The 21,508-nt window shown below is 66.1% G+C and carries 18 protein-coding genes and 1 pseudogene; 6 read left to right on the forward strand and 13 right to left on the reverse strand.

Annotated elements, in window-relative coordinates:
* Window positions 1–16: 16 nt before the first annotated feature.
* The 5 genes from DIE06_RS20485 to DIE06_RS20505 are packed head-to-tail and all read right to left on the reverse strand — an operon-like array spanning window position 17 to window position 5,371.
* On the reverse strand, window positions 17–1,561 hold the full coding sequence (locus DIE06_RS20485; protein WP_124662905.1) for a sugar ABC transporter ATP-binding protein: 1,545 nt from the start codon (window positions 1,559–1,561) through the stop codon (window positions 17–19).
* A gap of 12 nt (window positions 1,562–1,573) precedes the next feature.
* Window positions 1,574–2,350, reverse strand: a complete 777-nt coding sequence (locus tag DIE06_RS20490) for an SDR family oxidoreductase (RefSeq protein WP_124662906.1) — start codon at window positions 2,348–2,350, stop codon at window positions 1,574–1,576.
* A gap of 58 nt (window positions 2,351–2,408) precedes the next feature.
* Entirely contained in the window at window positions 2,409–3,686 is a 1,278-nt protein-coding gene (locus DIE06_RS20495; protein WP_124662907.1) for an L-fuconate dehydratase, read from the reverse strand.
* A 23-nt stretch (window positions 3,687–3,709) separates the two neighbouring features.
* Entirely contained in the window at window positions 3,710–4,552 is an 843-nt protein-coding gene (locus tag DIE06_RS20500; protein WP_124662908.1) for an ureidoglycolate lyase, read from the reverse strand.
* A 54-nt stretch (window positions 4,553–4,606) separates the two neighbouring features.
* Window positions 4,607–5,371 carry an SDR family oxidoreductase gene (locus DIE06_RS20505; protein WP_124662909.1) on the reverse strand — a complete coding sequence of 255 codons (765 nt, stop codon included), beginning with the start codon at window positions 5,369–5,371 and terminating at the stop codon, window positions 4,607–4,609.
* A 677-nt stretch (window positions 5,372–6,048) separates the two neighbouring features.
* On the opposite strand from DIE06_RS20505, the gene DIE06_RS20510 reads away from it, so the two are divergent.
* From DIE06_RS20510 to DIE06_RS20520, 3 genes are all read left to right on the forward strand, one after another.
* Window positions 6,049–6,339, forward strand: coding sequence for a DUF3331 domain-containing protein (locus DIE06_RS20510; RefSeq protein ID WP_124662910.1), 291 nt, complete (start codon window positions 6,049–6,051; stop codon window positions 6,337–6,339).
* Between the two features lie 169 nt (window positions 6,340–6,508).
* Complete coding sequence (locus DIE06_RS20515; RefSeq protein WP_124662911.1) at window positions 6,509–7,495, forward strand: oxidoreductase; 987 nt, start codon at window positions 6,509–6,511, stop codon at window positions 7,493–7,495.
* Between the two features lie 214 nt (window positions 7,496–7,709).
* A complete protein-coding gene (locus DIE06_RS20520; RefSeq protein WP_124662912.1) occupies window positions 7,710–8,012 on the forward strand; it encodes a DUF4148 domain-containing protein in 303 nt (100 codons plus the stop codon).
* A 192-nt stretch (window positions 8,013–8,204) separates the two neighbouring features.
* Here the strand turns inward: DIE06_RS20520 and DIE06_RS20525 are convergent, their stop codons facing one another.
* The 7 genes from DIE06_RS20525 to DIE06_RS20560 form a co-directional block, all read right to left on the reverse strand.
* Window positions 8,205–9,401, reverse strand: a complete 1,197-nt coding sequence (locus DIE06_RS20525) for a TauD/TfdA family dioxygenase (protein WP_124662913.1) — start codon at window positions 9,399–9,401, stop codon at window positions 8,205–8,207.
* A 22-nt stretch (window positions 9,402–9,423) separates the two neighbouring features.
* Window positions 9,424–10,380, reverse strand: coding sequence for an alpha/beta hydrolase (locus DIE06_RS20530; protein ID WP_124662914.1), 957 nt, complete (start codon window positions 10,378–10,380; stop codon window positions 9,424–9,426).
* Window positions 10,381–10,416: 36 nt separating this feature from the next.
* Window positions 10,417–10,905, reverse strand: coding sequence for a thioesterase family protein (locus tag DIE06_RS20535; protein WP_105785475.1), 489 nt, complete (start codon window positions 10,903–10,905; stop codon window positions 10,417–10,419).
* A gap of 6 nt (window positions 10,906–10,911) precedes the next feature.
* Entirely contained in the window at window positions 10,912–11,877 is a 966-nt protein-coding gene (locus DIE06_RS20540; protein WP_124662915.1) for an L-carnitine dehydrogenase, read from the reverse strand.
* Between the two features lie 86 nt (window positions 11,878–11,963).
* On the reverse strand, window positions 11,964–12,893 hold the full coding sequence (locus tag DIE06_RS20545; RefSeq protein WP_124613770.1) for a 3-keto-5-aminohexanoate cleavage protein: 930 nt from the start codon (window positions 12,891–12,893) through the stop codon (window positions 11,964–11,966).
* A 100-nt stretch (window positions 12,894–12,993) separates the two neighbouring features.
* Window positions 12,994–13,947 (reverse strand): choline ABC transporter substrate-binding protein, encoded by a 954-nt coding sequence (locus DIE06_RS20550; RefSeq protein WP_124662916.1) that lies wholly within the window; start codon window positions 13,945–13,947, stop codon window positions 12,994–12,996.
* Between the two features lie 315 nt (window positions 13,948–14,262).
* Window positions 14,263–15,234 (reverse strand): LysR substrate-binding domain-containing protein, encoded by a 972-nt coding sequence (locus DIE06_RS20560; RefSeq protein ID WP_124662918.1) that lies wholly within the window; start codon window positions 15,232–15,234, stop codon window positions 14,263–14,265.
* A gap of 136 nt (window positions 15,235–15,370) precedes the next feature.
* Here DIE06_RS20560 and DIE06_RS20565 point away from each other — a divergent pair, with 136 nt between their 5' ends.
* Window positions 15,371–17,671: an NADP-dependent malic enzyme gene (locus DIE06_RS20565; protein WP_124662919.1), complete on the forward strand. Its 2,301-nt coding sequence runs from the start codon at window positions 15,371–15,373 to the stop codon at window positions 17,669–17,671.
* A 188-nt stretch (window positions 17,672–17,859) separates the two neighbouring features.
* On the opposite strand, the pseudogene DIE06_RS20570 reads toward DIE06_RS20565, so the two are convergent.
* Window positions 17,860–18,276, reverse strand: a pseudogene (locus DIE06_RS20570) (enolase C-terminal domain-like protein); the annotation flags it as partial.
* A 422-nt stretch (window positions 18,277–18,698) separates the two neighbouring features.
* Here DIE06_RS20570 and DIE06_RS20575 point away from each other — a divergent pair.
* Together DIE06_RS20575 and DIE06_RS20580 are read left to right on the forward strand one after the other, a co-directional pair.
* Complete coding sequence (locus tag DIE06_RS20575) at window positions 18,699–20,333, forward strand: hypothetical protein (protein WP_124662921.1); 1,635 nt, start codon at window positions 18,699–18,701, stop codon at window positions 20,331–20,333.
* Between the two features lie 4 nt (window positions 20,334–20,337).
* Window positions 20,338–21,471: a hypothetical protein gene (locus DIE06_RS20580; protein WP_124662922.1), complete on the forward strand. Its 1,134-nt coding sequence runs from the start codon at window positions 20,338–20,340 to the stop codon at window positions 21,469–21,471.
* Window positions 21,472–21,508: the final 37 nt, after the last annotated feature.

Raw genomic sequence — 21,508 nt, forward strand, 5'->3', positions numbered from 1 at the left:
TCGGTAAGCGTCGAAATCAGGACAATACGGTCGACTCGCGCTGCGTCGCGAGCTGCATGATCTTTTCCTGCGTGGCGTCGGCCGCGCGCAATTCGCCGGTCACGCGCCCTTCGCACATCACGAGAATCCGGTGGCTCATGCGCAGCACCTCGGGCAACTCCGACGAGATCATCACGATCGCCTTGCCGTCGGCGGCGAGCGCGTCGAGCAGCTTGTAGATCTCGCTTTTCGCGCCGACGTCGATGCCGCGCGTCGGCTCGTCGAAGAACAGGATGTCGCAGTCGCGCAGCAGCCACTTCGCGATCACGATCTTCTGCTGGTTGCCGCCGGACAACAGCCGCGCCGGCTGCGCGACCGACGGCGTGCGGATCGCGAGCTGCCGCACGTACGACTGCGCGGTGTCGCGCATCTCGCGCGCATCGAGGAACACGCCGCGGCGCACGAAGCGCCGCATGCTCGACAGCGCGATGTTGTTCTGCACGTCCATCCCGACCGCGAGCCCGAAGTGCTTGCGGTCCTCCGACAGATAACCGATCCCGTGCCGGACCGCGTCGGCCGGCGTGCGGATCGTCACGGTCTTGCCGTGCACGCGGATCTCGCCCGCGTCGACCGGGTCCGCGCCGAACACCGCGCGCGCGACCTCGGTGCGGCCCGCGCCCATCAGCCCCGCGAAGCCGAGGATCTCGCCGCGCCGCAGCGTGAAGCCGACGTCGCGGATCGCGCGGCCGCGCGACAGCCCGCGCACTTCGAGCGCGACCTCGTTGGCCGACGTATCGGGCGGCGTGCGGAACGTCGCATCGAGCTGACGGCCGACCATCATCGCGATGATCGTGTCCATCGACGTGCCGGCCATCGGCACGGTCGCGACATACTTGCCGTCGCGCATCACCGTCACGCGATCGGCGATCTGGCGCAGTTCGTCCATCTTGTGCGAGATGTAGACGATGCCGACGCCGTGCGCGCGCAGGTCGCCGATGATGCGAAACAGCTCGGCGATCTCCGCGTTGTTCAGCGCGGCGGTGGGCTCGTCCATGATCAGCACGCGCGAATCGAACGACAGCGCTTTCGCGATCTCGACCATCTGCTGCTTCGCGACCGTCAGCCGGCCGACCGGCGTGCGCGGATCGAGATCGAGCCGCATCCGCGCGAAGATCGCGGCCGCGTCGCGGTTCAACTTGTCCTCGTCGACGAACACGCCGAAGCGGCCGCGCGGCTCGCGCCCGATGAAGATGTTCTGCGCGACGCTCAGGTGGTTCATCAGGTTCAGTTCCTGATGGATGATGCCGATCCCGAGCGCCTGCGCGGCACGCGGATCGTCGATCTCCACCGCGCGGCCGTCCATCCGGATCTCGCCTTCGTCCTTCTGGTACACACCGGCGAGAATCTTCATCAGCGTCGACTTGCCGGCGCCGTTCTCGCCCATCAGCGCATGCACTTCGCCGGCGCGCAGGTCGAAGCGGCAATCGTCGAGCGCCTGCACGCCCGGAAAGCGCTTGCTGACGCCGGTCAGCGCAATCAGCGCGGCGGGGGCGGCGGCCGTCGGGTTCAGATCGGGTTGCATGGATCGCCGTCCTCAGCCGATCGCGCGATCGAGATGCGTATAGCCGCCATCGACGAACAGCCACTGGCCCGTCGTGTGTGACGCGCGCTCCGACAGCAGGAACACGGCCGTGTCGGCGATCTCGTCGGCGGTCGTGAAGCGCTTGCCGAGCGGCACCTTGCCGGCGATTTCGGCGACCTTCGCCTCGGGGTCGTCAAACCCCGCGATCCAGCTCTGGTAGAGCGGCGTCATCACCTCGGCCGGAATCACCGCGTTCACACGCACGCCGTCGTTGCGCAGTGCGACGGCCCATTCGCGCGTGAGCGCGAGTTGCGCGCCCTTCGATGCGCAATAGCCGCTCGTGTTGCCCTGCCCGGTGACGGCCGTCTTCGACGAGATGTTGACGATCGCGCCGCGCGTCGCCTTCAGGTGCGGCACGCAGTAATGCGCCATCACGTAGTAGTGGATCAGGTTGCGCTCGAGCGATGCGACGAACGCGTCGCGCCCGGCATCGAGCCCGACGCTGTCGTTGATGCCCGCATTGTTGACGAGGCCGTCGATGCGGCCGAAGCGCGTGACGGTTTGTGCGACCGCGTCGCGGCATTGCGCATCGTCCTGCAGTTCGACGGACACGCACGCGGCGCGCGGCTGCTTCTGCGCAAGCGCGCGCCAGAAGCCGTCGTCCGGCGTGTGGCGCGCGAACACCACCGGAATCGCGCCTTCGCCGGCCAGCCGCATCGAGATCGCGGCGCCGATGCCCGACGCGCCGCCGGTCACGATCACGACCTTGTCTTGCAGATTCAAATCCACTTCGCGTCTCCGTCGTTCATGTTATCGCCGCGCAGGCCGCGCGCGGGGTGCGCTTGCTTCAGCCGCGGAACAGATACTGCTCGAGCGATTCCGGCTTCATCTCGATCGAGAAGCCGGGCGCGGTCGGCGGCATGTACGCCGCGCCGCGCACGACGCACGGCTCGACGAAATGCTCGTGCAGGTGATCGACGTATTCGGTCACGCGCCCTTCCTTCGTGCCTGAAATGCACACGTAGTCGATCATCGACAGATGCTGCACGTATTCGCACAGCCCGACGCCGCCCGCATGCGGACACACCGGCAGCCCGTACTTCGCGGCCAGCAGCATCACCGCGAGAATCTCGTTCACACCGCCGAGCCGGCATGCGTCGATCTGCACGACGTCGATCGCCCCGCGCGCGATGAACTGCTTGAACAGCACGCGGTTCTGGCACATCTCGCCGGTCGCGACCTGCACGGGCGCGATCGCGTCGCGGATCTTGCGATGCCCTTCGACGTCGTCGGGGCTCGTCGGCTCCTCGATGAACCACGGTTTCGCGAACGCCAGCTCGCGCACCCAGTCGATCGCCTCGTCGACTTCCCACACCTGGTTCGCGTCGATCATCAGCTTGCGGTCCGGGCCGATCACCTCGCGCGCGATCGTCACGCGGCGGATGTCGTCCTCCAGGTTCGCGCCGACCTTCAGCTTCACGTAGTCGAACCCGGCATCCACCGCCTCGCGGCACAGCCGGCGCAACTTGTCGTCGCTGTAGCCGAGCCAGCCCGCCGACGTCGTGTAGCACGGGTAGCCTTCGCGCTCGAGCGTCGCGATCCGCGCGGCCTTGCCGGGCACCTGCCGGCGCAGCAGGTCGAGCGCCTCGTGCTGCGTCAGGCAGTCGGTCAGGTAGCGGAAATCGATCGCCCGCACGATTTCCTCGGGGCTCATGTCGGCAACGAGCCGCCACAGCGGTTTGCCGACTGCCTTCGCCCACAGATCCCACACCGCGTTGACGACGGCGCCCGTCGCCAGGTGGATCGCGCCCTTGTCCGGGCCGATCCAGCGCAACTGGCTGTCCGACGTCACGTGCCGCCAGAAGCGGCCCATGTCCTCGCGGATCCAGTCGAGGTCGAGGCCGACGACGAGGTGACGCATCGCGTCGATCGCCGCGCAGCAGATTTCGTTGCCGCGCCCGATGGTGAACGTGAGCCCGTGGCCTTCGAGCCCGTCGTGGTCGGTTTCGAGCACGACGTATGCGGCCGAATAATCGGGGTCCGGATTCATCGCGTCGGAACCGTCGAGCTGGCGCGAGGTCGGGAAGCGCACGTCGAGGACGCGCATCGATCGAATGATAGGCATGGCGAACCGTCCGTTAAAGGAAATCAGGCCTGCACGGTGCGCTGGCGCTGCTCGCCGAGCCCGTCGATGCCGAGCGTGATCACCTGCCCGGCGCGCAGATAGACGGGCGGCTTCTGGCCGAGGCCGACGCCCGGCGGCGTGCCGGTCGAGATCACGTCACCCGGCTGCAGGCTCATGAAGCGGCTCAGGTAGCTGATCAGGTGCGGCACGCGGAACACCATCGTCGCGGTCGTGCCGTTCTGGTAGCTGTGGCCGTCAACCTCCAGCCACAGCCGCAGCGCGTGCGGATCGGGCACTTCGTCGGCCGTCACGAGCCACGGGCCGAGCGGGCCGAACGTGTCGTTGCCCTTGCCCTTGTCCCACGTGCCGCCGCGTTCGAGCTGGTATTCGCGCTCCGACACGTCGTTCACCACGCAGTAGCCGGCGACGTGCGACAGCGCATCGGCTTCGTCGATATAGCGGCCGCCCTGGCCGATCACGACGCCGAGCTCGACTTCCCAGTCGGTCTTCTCCGAGCCGCGCGGAATCTCGACGTCGTCGTTCGGCCCCGAGATCGCGCTCGTCCATTTGCCGAACACGACCGGCTCCTTCGGGACTTCCATTCCCGATTCGGCCGCGTGGTCGGAATAGTTGAGCCCGATGCAGATGAACTTGCCGACGCGGCCGACGCATGCGCCGAGCCGCGGCGTGCCTTCGACGAGCGGCAGCGACGACGGGTCGATGTCGCCCAGCCGCGCGAGCGACGCGGGCGTCAGCGCGTCGCCGGCGATGTCGTCGATCACGCCCGACAGGTCGCGGATCTTGCCCTGCGCATCGAGCAGGCCCGGTTTTTCATGGTGTTTGTCGCCAAATCTCAGCAGTTTCATGTCGTCCAAGCGGAAACGGAAAGTGAATGGGAAGACGCGGTCGGCTTGACACGGTCAGTTTGACCAGCCGCCATCGATCAGGTGAATCGCGCCGGTGGTGAACGACGCTTCGTCGGACGCGAGATACAGCGCGAGCGCGGCCACTTCGTCCGCGGTGCCGATGCGGCCCATCGGCTGGCGCGCGACGAACGCCTGGCGCACGGTGTCGGTCGACACCTGGCGCGTGCGCGCCTGCTCGGCGATCCGCTGCTCCAGCGACGGCGACTCGATCGTGCCCGGGCAGATCGCGTTGCAGCGGATGCGCTGCTCGACGAAATCGGCGGCCACCGCCTTGGTCAGGCCGATCACGGCCGCCTTGGTCGTGCCGTAGACGAAGCGGTTCGGCACGCCCTTCACGCTCGACGCGGCCGACGCCATGTTGATGATCGACGCGCCGCCTGCTGTCAGCATCGCGGGCAGCAGCGCGCGGATCAGCCGGTACATCGACGTGACGTTGAGGTTCAGCGAGAACGCCCACGCGTCGTCGTCGCAGTCGAGGATCGAGCCGTGGTGCACGAAGCCCGCGCAGTTGAACAGCACGTCGAACACGCGCTCCTGCGCGGCGAGTGCGGCAACGTCGCCGGCATCGGTCACGTCGAGCCGCCGCGTGGCCAGCCGCCCGCCCGCGCGTTCGGCGTCGGCCGCGAGTTGCGCGAGCGCCGCTTCGTTGATGTCGGTCGCCAGCACGTCGGCGCCCTCGCTTGCGAACCGCAGCGCGGTCGCCCGGCCGATACCCTGCCCGGCCGCCGTCACCAGCGCGCGCTTGCCCTGCAATCTCATGAGCACCCCTCCCGGAGAAGCCGGCCGAGCCGGCTGATTGGCACAAAGGACCAAAGGTCCAACCAATCATAGGACAGATTCCGGATTTGTCACGATCGCGGGATTCAGTATTTTCCCGAGTGTGCGAATCGGGCGGGAGGCGGTGCCGCGGGCTTCGATTACCGTTTTTTTTCGGGTTCCGCCGATCCGCGGCGTGTCGTGCAAAGCCAATATCGGCGGGCGTTTGCGCCATCCCCAGGAGCCTGGGTCGAGGGGCCGGCGCGGCGAAACTGACAGAAAAGTCATGTTCCCGTCAGGGTCTCAACCGGGGGCGCGCGCGATCATGGTGTTGCCGGACCGCGCTTCCCGGACCACCGCACCCCGCCCGTCGCCGATCTCCGACGGGCACCTCCGTCCCCCGCGGTGTCCACGTGACTGAGCGAGCAGACACGGTGGCGCGGGCCGATTTTCCGCCCCGGGCGTCTCACGTCCGGGGCGCTTTTGTCGCTGGTTTCTCAAGAAAATGCGCGTCGATTGTTTCTAAATCGGCAAAAGGTAATTTGAGCCAGACAGGATGTTTTTTCCGGTCACAGACGCTTACATTTAGCGCACCACTCATGGAAACCGCTACGGATTCGCCCTTGGGTAGTGACATCCACTGCCATGGCCGAACCGCACGAGCTTTAGGAAACGGCAAAATGAAGGCCTCCAAATCCCTGCCTGCGCTCGATCCCGCCGACGTCCACGTCGAAATTCTCGAACGTTCCGATACGCTGCTCGTCGTCCGCTGGGTTGAACCCGGCCGCTGTCATTACGGCGAACAGCGCTGGCGCCGCCGCTTCGCGCAGCGCACCGGCACCTGCGCGCTGTCGCGCCAGATCATCCAGCGCGGCGACGAAGTGTTCCGCCCGGCCGAGCGCCCGGCACCCGCGAACGCGGCCGCGATGATCTCCGCCGCCGAAGTGCTCGCGCTGGCCGGCAGCCGGTAAGGCCCGCCGACCATCGCGCGCAGGGGCTCGCTGCGTGATGCGCAAGCCCGCCCTAGAACCGCCGGTCTAATTCCCCCGCTTGTCTGTCTCGCCTGCGCGGACTATCGTTACACCACTCAATGTAACGATTACGCGTCGTGGCGCACCGGCCACGCCGATGGAGGCAGACATGCATGCATGGAGTGCGCGCCACGTCCCGGCGCAAGGCGGCAAGGTCGCGGTCGTGACCGGCGCCAACAGCGGCCTCGGCTGGCAGATCGCGGAAACGCTGGCCGCCAAGGGCGCGACCGTCGTGATGGGCTGCCGCGATGCCGCGCGCGCCGCGCAGGCCGCCGATGCGATTCGCCGGCTCCATCCCGCCGCTCGGGTCGAAGTCGATCCGCTCGACCTCGCCGATCTCGCGTCGATCCAGCACTTCGCCGCCGACGTCTCCGACCGCCACGGCCGTGTCGACATCCTCTGCAACAACGCCGGCGTGATGTTCCTGCCGCTGCGGTACACGCGCGACGGCTTCGAGATGCAGTTCGGCACCAACCACCTCGGCCATTTCGCGCTGACCGGCCATCTGCTGCCGGCGCTGCGCGCCGCGCGTCGGGCGCGCGTCGTGACGATGTCGAGCGGCTTCAACCGCGGCGGCCGGATCCGCGTCGACGATCTGCGCGCCGAGCACCGCTATAACCGCTATCTTGCCTACTGCGACAGCAAGCTCGCGAACCTCGTGTTCGCGATCGAACTGCAGCGCCGCTTCCAGCGCGCGGCGTTCGCGGGGATCAGCGTCGCCGCGCATCCCGGCTACGCGGCGACCAACCTGCAGTTCGCGGGCCCCGCGATGGACAGCTCGCCCACGCGCGCCGCGCTGATGCGCGCGGCGAACCGTTATCTCGCACAACCGGCCGACCAGGGGGCGTTACCTGCCATTCATGCGGCGACGTCGCCCGATCTCACCGGCGGCTCGTACATCGGACCGTCCGGCTGGTTCGAGTCGCGCGGCCTGCCGGCACCTGCGAGCGTGCCGCGCGCGGCACGCGACGTGGCCATGGCCGCGCTGCTGTGGGAAGCCTCCGAAGCCGCGACGGGCGTGCGTTTCCTGAGTTCGAGCGTGCCTGCCGGTCGACCGCCCGCCGAGCCGTTCGACACAGCGGCCGAGGTGCGCTGAATTGCACGCTCCTCGTCTCAATATTGTTCATACTTATTGCATTTACAGAAATGAAAGCGCGATGAAAGCTTGATTCGACGGCTCACTGTTACCACCCTGGAAACAATCTATCGTCAAAATCAGCGTTTACCCTGAACCACCCGGTGACTAACATTTAGTCAATCGCTGCAGACATGGTGTCGAAAGCGAACTCAATAAAACACCGGAGGTCATCATGAAATCGCTCGTTTCCGCAGTTGTTGCCGCTGTCGCCCTGTCCGCTTCGTTCGGCGCTTTCGCACAAAGCACCGTGACCCGCGCACAAGTCCGCAACGAACTGGTCCAGCTCGAACAAGCCGGCTACAAGCCGGGCCTGTCGAGCCCGTACTACCCGAACGACATCCAGTCGGCGGAAGCGCGTGTTCATGGTGCCGACGCCAGCGGCTACGGCGCGCAACCGGCGCCGGTCGTCCACTCGGGCGCCCCGGTTGCCGCAGCGTCGTCGAACGCTCGCGACTCGGTCTTCTTCGGCCAGTAAGCCGACGCGCCCCCGGCGGGCGCACCGCGCATCGCGCGATGAAGTGGTATCCGGACGAGCCCGCCATGCGGGCTCGTCTTTTTTGTGAAACGCATACCTCCGCCGCCCGGCAGCGGGTGGCTTCGCCCGGGCGCGTTGCGTCCGGGCGCTTTTTCGCTGGCGAGGTATGCGTAACGAAGCCGAGCGCGCCGATCAGCGCGCCGCGGCTGCCGCAGGCGCCGCACGCGACAGCACACGCCAGCGCGACAACAGCTCGTCGCGATCGACGTAACACCCCTGCAGATGCCGGCGGCCCGTCGATGGATCAAACTCCGTGCGCGCATGCATCACACGACGGTTGTCGAACGCCCACATGTCGCCGGCCCGCAGCCGGCGCTGCACGCGAAAGCGCGGCTCGCGCGCCAGCGCGAGAAAACGCCGGTATGCACGATAGACAGCCGCCATCGCATCGGCCGGCGCATCGAGCGGCCCGCGCAGGAAGTTCGCGACGCGCACCTCGGTCACGTTGCCGCGCGCATCGAGCCCGATCACCGGCGCTGAACAGCGGTAGTCGCTGTTCGCACTCTTGTTCCAGAACTCGAACGGTGTCGACGCAAGGTGCCCGAAATCGGCCGGATATTCGCGCCGCAGCGCATCCGCGAGCGCGAAGCCGTCGAGGAAGACACTGTCTCCGCCCGTTGCATCGTTCGCGAGGCAATGCAGGAACTGCACGCCCGGCTGCAATTCACGCGTCGGCAGGTCGGTGTGCGGCGGCAGGTTGAGCGACGTATACGCATTGCTGTCCGGCCGCGGCTTCGATTCGACGTCGAACAGCACGCCGAAATTGCTTTCGCGGATCAGGCCGATACGACGCGCGATCTGGTCGACCCGGCCGCGTTCGGCCGGCACGCCCTCGACGAGCGTCAGCCCGGTGCGCTGCAGCGCGGCGAGCCATGCGAGCAACGCGCCGTCGTCGTCCATCACGTCACGCCACGCGAACACGCCGATCGCCGTCGCGTCGTCGCCGGTCCACACGTGCCGCCCGTGCGCGGCCTGGCGCTCCGCGCGCGACGCATCGTCGTAGGCGTGCGCGCGCAACCATCCCGGCGACCATGTGCTGCGATGCCCGTCGTTCCACTCGACGTGCAGCGCGCCATCGGTTTCGACATGCACGACAAGCGCCGACAGATCCTCGCGCGCGTCGGCGATCTCGAACACCTGTTCGCGCGTGACCGCATGCACGCATGCGGAACACGCGCAGTTGTCGCGCAACCAGTCGAAATGAAACGGCGATCGTCGCGTGTCGCTCCACTCGACGTCCACCGCTCCATCGCTGATCGTCGCCGCCGCAATGGCCGCGTCGGCGGAGAAGGTCCGCCAGTCCTCGATACGGTGTTGCGCTGCCTGCATCGTTGCCTCCCGGAAACGCCCGCTACGCGTATGGTGCGAGCAGAAACCCGCCGATCATCCGGTGCATCCGCGCTGCCTGCGGGCTCGTTCCGAGCGCGCGCCAGCAACCGTGCACCAGTCCCTCTCCCCTCCAGTAACGCGCGGCGCCGCCTGCCGCAAGAATGCGCTCGACATAGACGCGTGCATCGTCGCGCAGCGGATCGTGTTCCGCGCCGATCGCGAGCACGGGCGGTAGTCCATCGAAACACGACGCCGCGAGCGGCACCGACGCGCGCAGCAGCGGCGCGTCGTCGAACGCGGTTTCATCCGCATCGCCCCAGTACAGCGCGCGATAGTGATGAACGTCGTCGAGCGTCAGCATCGGTGCGTGCGCTTCCGTTTCGCGCGCCGGCGATTGCGGTTCGAAGCCGAGCATCGGATAAACGAGTGCGATCCCGTCGATGCCGTCTTCGCCCGCGTCGCGCAGCGCGGTCGCGACGGCGGCCGCGAGGTTGCCGCCCGCGCTGTCGCCCGCGAGCGTCAGCGGTCGCGCGCATGAGTCGAACGGCCAGCGCGCTGCGTCGCGCGCGGCACGCGTGACGGCCAGGCAATCGTCGAGCGCGGCCGGCGCGCGATGCTCGGGCGCGAGCCGGTAGTCGACCGCGATCACGGCCAGCCCCGTGTCGGCCGCCAGTCGCGCGGTGATCAGCGCGTGACTGTCGAGCGAGCCGACGACGAAGCCGCCGCCATGAAAGAACAGCACGGTGCCGCGCGGCTCACCCTGCGCGGGCGCGTAGCGCCGCAGCGCGATCGCGTGTCCGTCCGGCGCGTGCCACACCGCATCGTGCCGCACGATGCCGGCCGGCAGTTCGGCGGGCGTCCATGCGGCCGCGAAGCGATCGTAGATGCGGCGTTGCGCGTCGGGCGTGCGCACCGCTGCGTCGGCCGGATACCACGCGTCGACGGCTGCGACGAACGCCGCGATTTCCGGTTCGAGCATCGTGTGTGCTCCGCGGTCCAAGGTTTAACGTCGACGCTAGCGGCGCGGCGGCAGCCCGATCACGCGGCCCGCATACGCAGGCGCCGCGCAATCGCGCTGCAATGCATGCAGCTCGGCCACGCGCGCGGCGACGTCGTCGTCGAACGGCGCCGATTTCGCGCCGCCGCGCGTGTCGACGTGCAGCAGCATCTGCTCGCTCGCCGACACCGCGCCGTCGTGCCCGTCCGCGAACAGTTCGAGATACAGGTGCAGCCGCTTCGCGTCGTGCGCGAACACCCGCGCATCGACGCGCACGCGCGTGCCTTCCTTGATCTCCTGCAGATAGTTCACGTGCGCTTCGAGCGTGTAGACCGAGCGGCCCCGCTCGCGACGAGCCGCGTCGTCGAGACCGATGCGGTCCAGCAACGCATCGGTCGCGAAGCTGAAGATCAGCAGGTAGAACGCGTCGCGCAGATGGCCGTTGTAGTCGACCCACTCGGGCCGCACGACGTCGCGGTAAATCGTCAGCGGGGTATCGCCGGTCATGTTCATTCAGTCCTCGAAACGCATCCCGTGCCGCGCCTTCACCGCGGCGATCGCCTTCAGCACCTCGGTGATGCACTCGTCGCGATAGCGTTCGAGTTCCTTGATGCTGCGCGTGCCCTGCTGCTCGCTCGTGCCTTCGACGACGCTGTCGATCAGTGCGTCGGTCAGCTTCGGCGCGACCAGCTTCGTCCATGGCAGTTCGAGCGCGGGGCCGAACTGCTGCATGAAGTGTCGCATGCCCGCGTCGCCGCCGGCCAGCGTATAGGTCAGGAACGTGCCCATGAACGACCAGCGGATGCCCGCGCCGAAGCGGATCGCATCGTCGATCTCGCCGGTCGTCGCGACGCCTTCGTTGACGAGATGCAGCGCCTCGCGCCACAACGCTTCGAGCAGCCGGTCCGCGATGAAGCCCGGCACTTCCTTGCGCACGTGCAGCGGCCGCATGCCGAGCGAGCGATAGATCTCCATCGCCGCCTCGACTGCCTCCGGCGACGTGCGCGCGCCGCCGAGCACCTCGACGAGCGGCAGCAGGTAGACCGGATTGAACGGATGGCCGACCACGCAGCGCTCCGGATGCGTCGCACGTGCATAGAAGTCGGTCGGCAGCAGCCCCGACGTCGACGAGGCGATGATCGCGTCGGGCTTCGCCGCGCGGCTGATCTGTTCGTGCAGCTCGAGCTTCAGCGCCTCGCGCTCGGGTGCGCTTTCCTGGATGAAGTCCGCGTCGGCGACGCAGGCCTCGATCGTCGATTCGAAGCGCAGCCGCGCGGGATCGGCGCCCGGCGCGAGGCCGACGCGTTCGAGCGCGGGCCACGCATTCGCGACGTTCGCGCGCAGCCGTTCTTCCGCGCCCGGCGCGGGGTCCCACACGACCACGTCGAGACCGTGCGCGAGCGCACGGCAAATCCACCCGCTGCCGATCACGCCGGTGCCGATCGCGGCGAACGTCTTGATGTCGGTCTTCACTGCCATGTCAACGCATCCTTCAAATCTAGGGAATCGGACGGCGGCCGCGCTCGTGCGCGCCGCCGCATTGAATCGGAATCAGCCTTGAACACTCACGCGAACTCGGCCACCGCGCGGCGTTCGAGCAGACGCTCGCCGCGCGCCGGCAGGCCGAGCTTGCGACGCCCTTCGGCCGGCGTCAGCACGCGTCCGCCGAGGCGTTCGATGATTTCCCGCGCGCGCTCGACGAGCGTGCCGTTGGTCGCGTGCACGCCGCGATCGAGCCAGATGTTGTCTTCGAGGCCGACGCGCACGTGACCGCCGAGCAGCATCGCCTGCGCGACCATCGGCATCTGCATGCGGCCGATCCCGAAGCCGGCCCAGTGCGCGCCCGGCGGCAGGTTGTCGACCATCGCCTTCATCGTGCCGGTGTCGGCCGGCGCGCCCCACGGAATGCCGAGACACAGCTGGAACAGCGGCGGATCGTCGAGCAGCCCTTCCTTCAGCAACTGCTTCGCGAACCACAGATGGCCCGTATCGAAGATTTCCAGCTCCGGCTTCACGCCGAGTTCCTGGATGCGCTTGGCGCCGGCGCGCAGTTGCGCGGGCGTCGACACGTAGATGTAGTCGCCGTCGCCGAAATTCAGCGTGCCGCAGTCGAGCGTGCAGATTTCCGGCAGCAGTTCCTCGACGTGCGCGAGGCGCGTGAGGCCGCCGACGAGATCGGTGCCCTTGCCGAAGCGCATCGGGTCCTCGCCCGGGCCGATCTCCAGATCGCCGCCCATGCCGGCCGTCAGGTTGATGATCACGTCGACGTCGGCCGAGCGGATCCGGTCGACCACTTCGCGGTACAGGTTCGGGTCGCGGCTGCCGCGGCCCGTCTGCGGATCGCGGACATGGCAATGCGCGACCGTCGCGCCGGCCTTCGCGGCTTCGATCGCCGCGGCCGCGATTTCCTTCGGCGTGACCGGAATCGCCGGATGCTTGCCGACCGTATCGCCCGCGCCGGTGACCGCGCAGGTGATGATGACTTCGTGGTTCATGCTGAATACCCTCGCTTGCTTTGGTTCGTGCCGCTCGATTTCTGTCGTACTGCAGATGATTTGTCGCCGCGCGCCGCACGCATACGGCGCGCACGGGCCGTTACAGGCCGAGATAGGCCTTCACGGCAGGCAGGCCGTCCTTGCCGTCGAACGTCTTGACGCCGGCGAGCCAGGCATCGAGCACCTGCGGATTCTTCTTCAGGTACGCCTTCGCGGCGTCGGACGGCTTTGTCTTGTTCATCACCGACTGCATCAGCTGGTTCTCGAGCTGCGTCGTGAAGCGCAGGTTCTCGACGAGCTTGCCCGCGTTCGGGCAGCGCGAGATGAAATCGGGCGCCGTCAGCGTGTACACGCGCGCTTCGCCGTAGTTCGGGCCGAACGACGCATCGCCGCCGGACAGGTAGTTCATGCTGATCTGGATGTTCATCGGATGCGGTTCCCAGCCGAGGAACACGACCCACTTCTTCTCGCGGATCGCGCGCTCGACCGTGACGAGCATCCCCGCCTCGCTCGATTCGACCAGCTTGAAGCCGCCAAGGCCGTACTGGTTCGTGTCGATCATCTTCTGGATCGTCGCGTTCGCGCTGCTGCCCGGCTCGATCCCGTAGATCTTGCCGTCGAGTTCCGCGCGGTGTTTCGCGATGTCCTCGAAGGTCTTCAGGCCGGCCTGGTATTCGTAGCTCGGCACCGCGAGCGTCGCCTTCGCGCCCGACAGGTTCGGCGGTTCGACCACGTTGATCGACTTGCTGTCGAGGAACGGCTGGAGTTGCTTCTGCTGCACCGGCCACCAGTAGCCGAGCGAGATGTCGAGCTGCTTGCTCTTCAGGCCGGCGAACGAGATCGGCACCGATGCGATCGTCGTCGTGGGCTTGTAGCCGAGCCCTTCGAACACCGTCGACGCGAGCGCCGTGGTGGACGTGATATCGGTCCAGCCGATGTCCGCGAAGCGTACGTTGCGGCAGGTCGCGGCATCCGTTTCGGCCTGCGCCGCGGTCGCGAATGCGCCGGTCGCCAGCACGGCCGCGACGAACGCGGCGATCTTTGTCGACTTCATGGTTTCTCCCGGTTGGACCGATGTCCGACAGGTTCGCGGAGTGCGTCCCGGCCTGCATCGTGGGTGTAAAAGTAACGAGCCATATTGGTCGCAAGACGACCGGCGGCGACCTGTTCTTGACTATTTGCGACTATGGGTGGAAACCACTATGCGTGGGCGGTGGCTTGTGCGGCGGGGGTTTTGGTCGAATTCTGGCGGAGAGGGGTTTGCCCGGATGCGGCGTGATGGATGTCGACGGGGCGTGCTTCGGCGGCGACACTGGAGCGGGCGTGGTGCCACTTCCGGCCCCGCGGGTGCGGGCCGGCGCCCGACGCGCTATCGCTGCACGTCGACGTACGTTTCCCTGCAGATCTCGCGCAGCGCCTGCACCAGCAGATCCCGCGTCGGCGCATGCGATTCGCCGGCGCGGGTAAACAGCGCGATCGGCGGCAGCGTCCAGACCAGCGAGTAAGGCACGATCGCGACGCCGGCGATGCGCACCATTTCTTCGGCGATATCGGCCGGCACGATCGACACCGCGTCGTCGCTCGACGCGATCATTTCGCCGATCAGCTTCGACGAGTAGCTTTCGACGATCGGCACGGGCGGCGCGATGCCCGCCGACAGGAACAGGTCGGTCACCTGCTCCCGCATCGGCGTATGCGGCGCGCCGAGAATCCAGTCCAGCGCGTGCAGCTTCTCCCAGTCGAGCTTCGTGCGCGCCAGTTTCGCGGCGAGGCGCCGGCTCGCGATCATCCGGGGCTGCTGCTGGTACAGCACTTCGAAGGAGACCTGCCCCAGATCGACCGCCGACGACGCCCGCCCGATCACGAGGTCGACGCTGTGGTCCTTGAGCTGCAGCAGCAGCTGGTCGCTGGTGCCTTCGTGGATCGTCACGGTCAGGCGCCGTTCCATCCGCGACTGCAGGCGCTTGAGCGCCGCCGACAGCATCTGGCCCGAAATAAACGGAATCACGCCGATATGCAGATGCGCCGCATGGCCGGCCGCGACCGCCTCCATCTCGCGGGCGAGATGGTCGAGATCCTTCAGCATCGCCCGGGCCCGCTCGAGCACGACCGAACCGAGCGCGGTCGGCCGCATCCCGCGCGACGTGCGCTCGAACAGCGGCGTGCCGAACATGCTCTCCAGTTCGGACAGCGCGTTCGTCACGGCGGGCTGGCTGCTGGCCATGTGCTCCGCGACGCGCGTCAGCGACCCGTGCTGCTGGATCTGCAGCAACAGCATCAGGTGCCGCATCTTCAGGCGCGCGCCAAGGCGCCTGACCACGTCGTTCGCGTCGAATGTCATTGCCGGACCGCCACGCCATCATGAAAAAGTGATGGACCGATATTAAAACAGAATCATCTCCTTATGGCCGATCCCTAGAATCACCTCCATGGATCGCGTCGGGACTGGCCTGGCGCGCATGCCCGGACCCAAGAACATGAAACAGACAGAGACCCAGCAGCAGGCCGCGTACGACTATCACGAGTTTCCGACCCCGGGGAAGATCTCCGTCGTCGCCAGCAAGCCCCTCGTGACGCAGCGCGATCTCGCGCTCGCCTACACGCCCGGCGTCGCCAGCGTGTGCGAGTCGATCGCCGCCGAGCCGCTGAACGCGCACCGCTTCACGAGCCGCGGAAATCTGGTGGGCGTGATCACCAACGGCACCGCCGTGCTGGGTCTGGGCAACATCGGCGCGCTCGCGTCGAAGCCGGTCATGGAAGGCAAGGCCGTGCTGTTCAAGAAGTTCGCCGGGATCGACGTGTTCGACATCGAGATCAACGAGACCGATCCGGACAAGCTCGTCGACATCATCGCCGGCCTCGAACCCACCTTCGGCGGGATCAACCTCGAGGACATCAAGGCGCCGGAGTGCTTCACCGTCGAGCGCAAGCTGCGCGAGCGCATGAAGATCCCCGTCTTCCACGACGACCAGCATGGCACCGCCATCACCGTCGCCGCCGCGTTCATCAACGGCTTGAAGGTGGTCGGGAAGTCGATCAAGGAAGTGAAGGTCGTGACGTCGGGCGCCGGCGCCGCGGCGCTCGCCTGCCTCGACTTGCTCGTCGACCTCGGGCTGCCGATCGAGAACGTCTGGGCGACCGATATCGAAGGCGTCGTCTATCGCGGCCGCACCACGCTGATGGATCCGGCCAAGGAACGATTCGCGCAGGAAACCGATGCGCGCACGCTCGCTGAAGTGATCGGCGGCGCCGATGTGTTCCTCGGCCTGTCGGTCGGCGGCATTCTGAAGCCGGAAATGCTGAAGGCGATGGCCGCGCGTCCGCTGATTCTCGCGCTCGCCAATCCGACGCCGGAGATCTTCCCGGAACTCGCGCATGCGACGCGCGACGACGTCGTGATCGCGACCGGCCGCTCGGACTTCCCGAACCAGGTCAACAACGTCCTGTGCTTCCCGTACATTTTCCGCGGCGCGCTGGATGTGGGCGCAACGACCATCACCCGCGAAATGGAAATTGCCGCGGTTCACGCGATCGCCGGCCTCGCGCAGGAAGAGCAGAACGACATCGTCGCGGCGGCCTATGGCGGGGACGAGGTGTCCTTCGGCCCGCAATACCTGATTCCGAAGCCGTTCGATCCGCGCCTGATCGTGCGTATCGCACCGGCCGTGGCCAAGGCGGCGATCGAAGGCGGCGTGGCGACGCGCCCGCTCGCGGATCTCGATGCGTATGTCGAGCAGCTGCAGCAGTTCGTCTATCACTCGGGCGCGTTCATGAAGCCGCTGTTCGCGACCGCGCGCCAGCTCGTGCGTGACGGCGGCAAGGCGCGCATCGTGTTCACCGAAGGCGAAGACGAGCGCGTGCTCCGTGCGGTGCAGGTCATCGTCGACGAGAAGCTCGCGCGTCCGATCCTGGTCGGCCGTCCGGAGGTGCTGCTGGCGCGGATCGAGCGGTTCGGCCTGCGCCTGCGTCTCGGCCAGGACGTCGAGGTGACCAATCCCGAATACGACGAGCGCTTCCCGCAGTACTGGACGACGTATTGGGAACTGCGCTGCCGCGACGGCATCTCGAAGGAAATGGCGCGCGTCGAAATGCGGCGCCGCCTGACGCTGATCGGCGCGATGATGGTGCGGCTCGGCGATGCGGACGGGATGATCTGCGGAACGGTCGGCGAGTATCACAATCACCTGCGGTTCGTGGACGAAGTGATCGGCAGGAAGCCCGATGCATCGACCTACGCGGCGATGAATATCCTGCTGCTCAATCAGCGGACGGTCGCGCTGGTGGACACGCACGTCAACGACAACCCCGATGCGGAGCAGATCGCGGAATTCACGATCGCGGCCGCGCGGCAGATGGAGTGGCTGAATCTGACGCCGAAGGCTGCCCTGCTGTCGCGGTCGAACTTCGGGTCGGGGAGCGCGACGTCGGGCGTGAAGATGCGCCGGGCGCTGGAGATCATTCGCGCGCAGGCGCCGGATATCGAGGCGGATGGCGAGATGCACGGCGACTGTGCGCTCGATGAAGCGCTGCGGGCGCGGCTGCTGCCGATGTCGCCGCTGAAGGGCGCGGCGAACCTGCTCGTGTGTCCGAACGTCGATGCGGGGAATATTGCGTATAACCTGCTCAAGACCGAAGCCGGCAGCAACGTTGCGGTGGGGCCGTTCCTGTTGGGCGTGAATGGGCCGGTGAATATTCTCACTTCGAGCGCGACCGTGCGGCGGATCGTGAACATGACGGCGTTGACGGTGATCGAGGCGAATCGCAACGCGGCCGTGTAAGTGAGCGCCGGTAGCATGGTGGCGACGTGGCCGCGCGCCGCGTTCGCCGCCGCCGCCGCTACCAGCAGGTCGAGGTGCGCACTACCCGCGTTCTTGAGGTGCGCACCGCCTGCGTTCTGGCACACGGGGTCACCCGAAAACCGGCACGCGATTCCACCGGATAAACGCGTGCGCCCCTGCAGCCCCGATCACTCCGCCCGACCGACCACCGCGACAGGCTCGCCGAGCACCTCCATCCTCGGCTTGACGCCAAGCCCCGGTTGATCCGATACCGACATATAACCGTCCTTCAGTGCCGGTCCGCCCGACGCGATCGTGAGACCGTGATACTCATGGAACGCCGACGACTGGAAGTGAAAACCCGACGGCGTCGCATGCGCGAGATGGCAAAGCGCGGCCATCGCGATCTCCCCGCCCCACGAGTCTTCGATGGTGAGTGAAATGCCCAACGTCACGGCCAGATCGCGGCATTGCCTGGCCTTCGTCAGCCCGCCGACGCGGCTCACCTTCAGATTGACGACATCCATCGCACGATCCTGACAGCCGCGTATCAGCACGCGAATGTCTTCCATGCACTCGTCGAGGATCATCGGATGATCGGTATGCTGCCGGACCGCGAGGCACTCTGGCCTTTAAATCCGGCGCCAATCTCTACCATCAAAGACTTTTTCGAAAGTCCACTGCCATTAGCCGCCGTACTCTCGTACACGACGGCGATCCTGTATTTCGTCGTCGCTTCACATTCTTCTAAAGAATATCGACGTGCATGCCGATATAGCGAAGGTACTTTGCTATTCAACTGGGGAGTCGCGTAGTCTCGGCGTCGAATCGGTCACGACAACGCAAATCGGGCACGCATTCAAATATGAAAACTGGGCGTGGTGGAACAGCGAACAAGAGGCCGCGATGGCGTCCGGGGATCGCCGATGAAATCCCTCATGCCGCACCTTGACGACAGCGACCACGGACCGCCTGAATCGCCGCGCGCCGAAACCCTCTCCTATTCGCCCCGGATTGCGCTCCGAACATGACCACGTTAGAACCCGTTGCGGCCGCATCGAGCCGCGCAATACTCTCGACCGAGACATCTGCACCGAGTCCTCGCGAATTGCGCGAGCGGCGCCTCGACGAACTGCTGGAGAGCTGCAGGCAGCAGACCCTGCAACAAATCATCGGTCCGTTCGGCCTCACGCCGGCCATGTTCGACGACAAGGCCGGCGGCAACGTCACGACCTTGCGCAATTTCGAAAAGGGTGTCACGGCAACGCACGACGACGCCACCGCCTACTCGGAATGGCAGGACAAGCAGTCGAACCCCATTGACCGCACGGCCTACGACAAGGACCTTCCCGCCAAGCGCAAGGCGATGTTCAAGCAGGACGACCCCATCGTCAGCGCGTACACGGGGAATGAATTGCCGCGCGACGGACGCATGCATCTCGATCATGTGAACTCGGTAAAAAGCATCGAGATCGACAGCGGCGCCAATCTCTTCATGACCGAAGCGCAGCGCGTCGAGATGGCGAACGCGCCCGAGAATCTGGTGCCCGCCGAGCAGGCCATCAACCAGTCCATGCAGGACAAGGACAAGCGCGCTTGGGCCACGTCCGAGCGCAAGAAAACGCCCGGCCAGACCAACGCCGAATCCTTCGGCGTCGACATGGCACGGCTCGACAAGACGCAGCAGGCTGCGGATCGCCATCGCAAGATCGAAACGCTCAAGGCCCAGGCAAAAAAACAGGGCGCCGAGCTTGCCTCGACCTGTGCCACGGAGGCCGGCAAGAACGCCCTGCGTCAGGCGATGGGCGTGCTGCTGCATGAGTTCGTCAACAGCAGCTACGTGGAAGTCGCAGCCATCATGCGCTCGCCGGCAACCACGGAGAATCTCGTCGACCGTGTGACCGATGCGCTCATGCGAACGACCAATCGCGTCACCGCGAAACTCGAGCACGCCTTCGGAGCCCTCATCGAGGGTGGCGTCCACGGTGCGATCAGCAACCTGCTCACCTTCATCATCAACAGCGTCGTCACGACTTCCGCCAAGATAGTCACGGTCATCCGAGAAGGCATCAAGGGACTCTGGCAGGCCATCAAAATTATTTGCTTTCCGCCGAAAGGACTCTCCGGGATAGAGGTCGCGCGCCAGGCCACGAAGATCATTGCCGGCGTGATCGCGACCAGCGTCGGGCTCATGTTCGAGCAGTCGATCAAGGGCTTCCTGCTGACCATTCCATTTCTCGCGCCGCTGGCCGCATACGTGGCGCCAGTCATCACCGGCATCCTGACCGGCCTAATGACCGCCTTGACCGTCTACGTCATCGACCGGCTGTTCGACTGGCTCTCACAAACCGGCACCGAACACCTTGCAGCGCAGATCGACGCCCTCGAAAACGACGCCGTGCTGGTCGAACGACTCGCCACCTTCATCGAGCAGCAGTATCAGCACTCTCGGCGTTACGAGGAAATGCTTGCCTGCTACGACGCCATGGCAACAGACCTGCGCAAAGCCGAGCACCACTTGCAAGCCACAGTGGAAACCGCGGCCGCAACCGTCGAGCTTCGCGCGAGCACGCACGCGACGCTCGTCGGCGGTCTCGCACAGATGAAGCAGATGGATGACGAACTCGAGCGCCTGCTCACTGACTATTGCACCAAACCTTGAAGCCATGAACGACCTCATCCAGGATATTGCCCAGATAGAAGTGCCCCACGATCTGCTCGACCAGATCGACATGAACGACGTACTCTCGAAGTTTCGCAACAACTTCAAGCGGCTCGGCGACCTGAAGCGCGCGCGCAACGAGCACGAGCAACGCAACGTCCTGATGCGCTGGTGGCACAGCGACAAGCTCAAGGACGCGCAACTCGATGCCCAGGAATTGCAGGCCGAGTTCTCGAAAAGCCTCGCACAGCTGATGGTCATCAGCATGATGCAGTCGCAGCGGCTCGCGCGCCAGCAGGATCAGATCGGCTCGCAGCAGCGCGAGCTCAAGCGTCAGACCGAGCGACTCGAATCACATACGGTGCAGCTCGACCAGCAGCAGCAGAAGCTGCATCTGCAGGCCGTCGAACTGAAAAATCTGATCAACGACTACTTCGAGCTGCGCGGCCTGACCCAGGAAGGTGCGAAAAAGCTCATCGCCATCGCGGCCGAGGTGAAGAGTACGCGCGACGAACTGATTGGCTCGGTGCAGGCGACCGTCGAGGGGCTGCGCGAGGAGCAGGACGCGCTCGAACAATTCGTGAAGCGTGCCGTCGCCTCGCTCGACGCGTCAGTCTCGGAAAAGAGCGCGCAATTGAGCCAGGACGTCGAGGCCCTGACAGACCGCCTCGAAACTGCACTGGCCCATGGTGCCACGCGTGTCGATGAAATCGGTGCGGCGCTGGCAGGACATATCAACCACGCACAGACGCAAAACACGGAAATCATGTCGCGTCTCGAAGCGACTGACGTGCGGCACACGGAGACGCAGCAGGCGACGCAACTCGCGATCGACGGACTGGCAGCGCGCCAGCAGATCATGGGCGCCGGAATCGAGGCGAACGAGACGCGTATTCGCATTCAAGCGGACACGTTGGCACACCTCGACACGGAACTCGAGCGCTACAAAGGACAGGCGCACGAGATGCAGGCGCAGCTCGCCAAGGCCGAGAGCGCGGCGAATGCGAGCGCGAACAGGTTCAATGACGCGAACCGGCATGCTCAACGCCTGGCGCGTATCAGTGCCCTGCTTTCGAGTCTCGCACTGATCGGTGTCGCCGTGAATGTTGCCGTCGCGGCGCATTGGATTCGTCTCTGAAACAGGTCCTTCGAGAGCGCACGCCAATGCCGAGCAT

Origin of the sequence: Burkholderia sp. Bp8998, assembly GCF_003854235.1 — a bacterium.
Taxonomy (GTDB): Bacteria; Pseudomonadota; Gammaproteobacteria; order Burkholderiales; family Burkholderiaceae; genus Burkholderia.

Coding starts and splice junctions, on each gene's coding strand:
- DIE06_RS20485 (WP_124662905.1), bottom strand. CDS start 1,561: ATGCAACCCGATCTGAACCCGACGGCCGCCGCCCCCGCCGCGCTGATT.
- DIE06_RS20495 (WP_124662907.1), bottom strand. CDS start 3,686: ATGCCTATCATTCGATCGATGCGCGTCCTCGACGTGCGCTTCCCGACC.
- DIE06_RS20500 (WP_124662908.1), bottom strand. CDS start 4,552: ATGAAACTGCTGAGATTTGGCGACAAACACCATGAAAAACCGGGCCTG.
- DIE06_RS20505 (WP_124662909.1), bottom strand. CDS start 5,371: ATGAGATTGCAGGGCAAGCGCGCGCTGGTGACGGCGGCCGGGCAGGGT.
- DIE06_RS20510 (WP_124662910.1), top strand. CDS start 6,049: ATGAAGGCCTCCAAATCCCTGCCTGCGCTCGATCCCGCCGACGTCCAC.
- DIE06_RS20515 (WP_124662911.1), top strand. CDS start 6,509: ATGCATGCATGGAGTGCGCGCCACGTCCCGGCGCAAGGCGGCAAGGTC.
- DIE06_RS20520 (WP_124662912.1), top strand. CDS start 7,710: ATGAAATCGCTCGTTTCCGCAGTTGTTGCCGCTGTCGCCCTGTCCGCT.
- DIE06_RS20525 (WP_124662913.1), bottom strand. CDS start 9,401: ATGCAGGCAGCGCAACACCGTATCGAGGACTGGCGGACCTTCTCCGCC.
- DIE06_RS20530 (WP_124662914.1), bottom strand. CDS start 10,380: ATGCTCGAACCGGAAATCGCGGCGTTCGTCGCAGCCGTCGACGCGTGG.
- DIE06_RS20535 (WP_105785475.1), bottom strand. CDS start 10,905: ATGACCGGCGATACCCCGCTGACGATTTACCGCGACGTCGTGCGGCCC.
- DIE06_RS20540 (WP_124662915.1), bottom strand. CDS start 11,877: ATGGCAGTGAAGACCGACATCAAGACGTTCGCCGCGATCGGCACCGGC.
- DIE06_RS20545 (WP_124613770.1), bottom strand. CDS start 12,893: ATGAACCACGAAGTCATCATCACCTGCGCGGTCACCGGCGCGGGCGAT.
- DIE06_RS20550 (WP_124662916.1), bottom strand. CDS start 13,947: ATGAAGTCGACAAAGATCGCCGCGTTCGTCGCGGCCGTGCTGGCGACC.
- DIE06_RS20560 (WP_124662918.1), bottom strand. CDS start 15,234: ATGACATTCGACGCGAACGACGTGGTCAGGCGCCTTGGCGCGCGCCTG.
- DIE06_RS20565 (WP_124662919.1), top strand. CDS start 15,371: ATGAAACAGACAGAGACCCAGCAGCAGGCCGCGTACGACTATCACGAG.
- DIE06_RS20575 (WP_124662921.1), top strand. CDS start 18,699: ATGACCACGTTAGAACCCGTTGCGGCCGCATCGAGCCGCGCAATACTC.
- DIE06_RS20580 (WP_124662922.1), top strand. CDS start 20,338: ATGAACGACCTCATCCAGGATATTGCCCAGATAGAAGTGCCCCACGAT.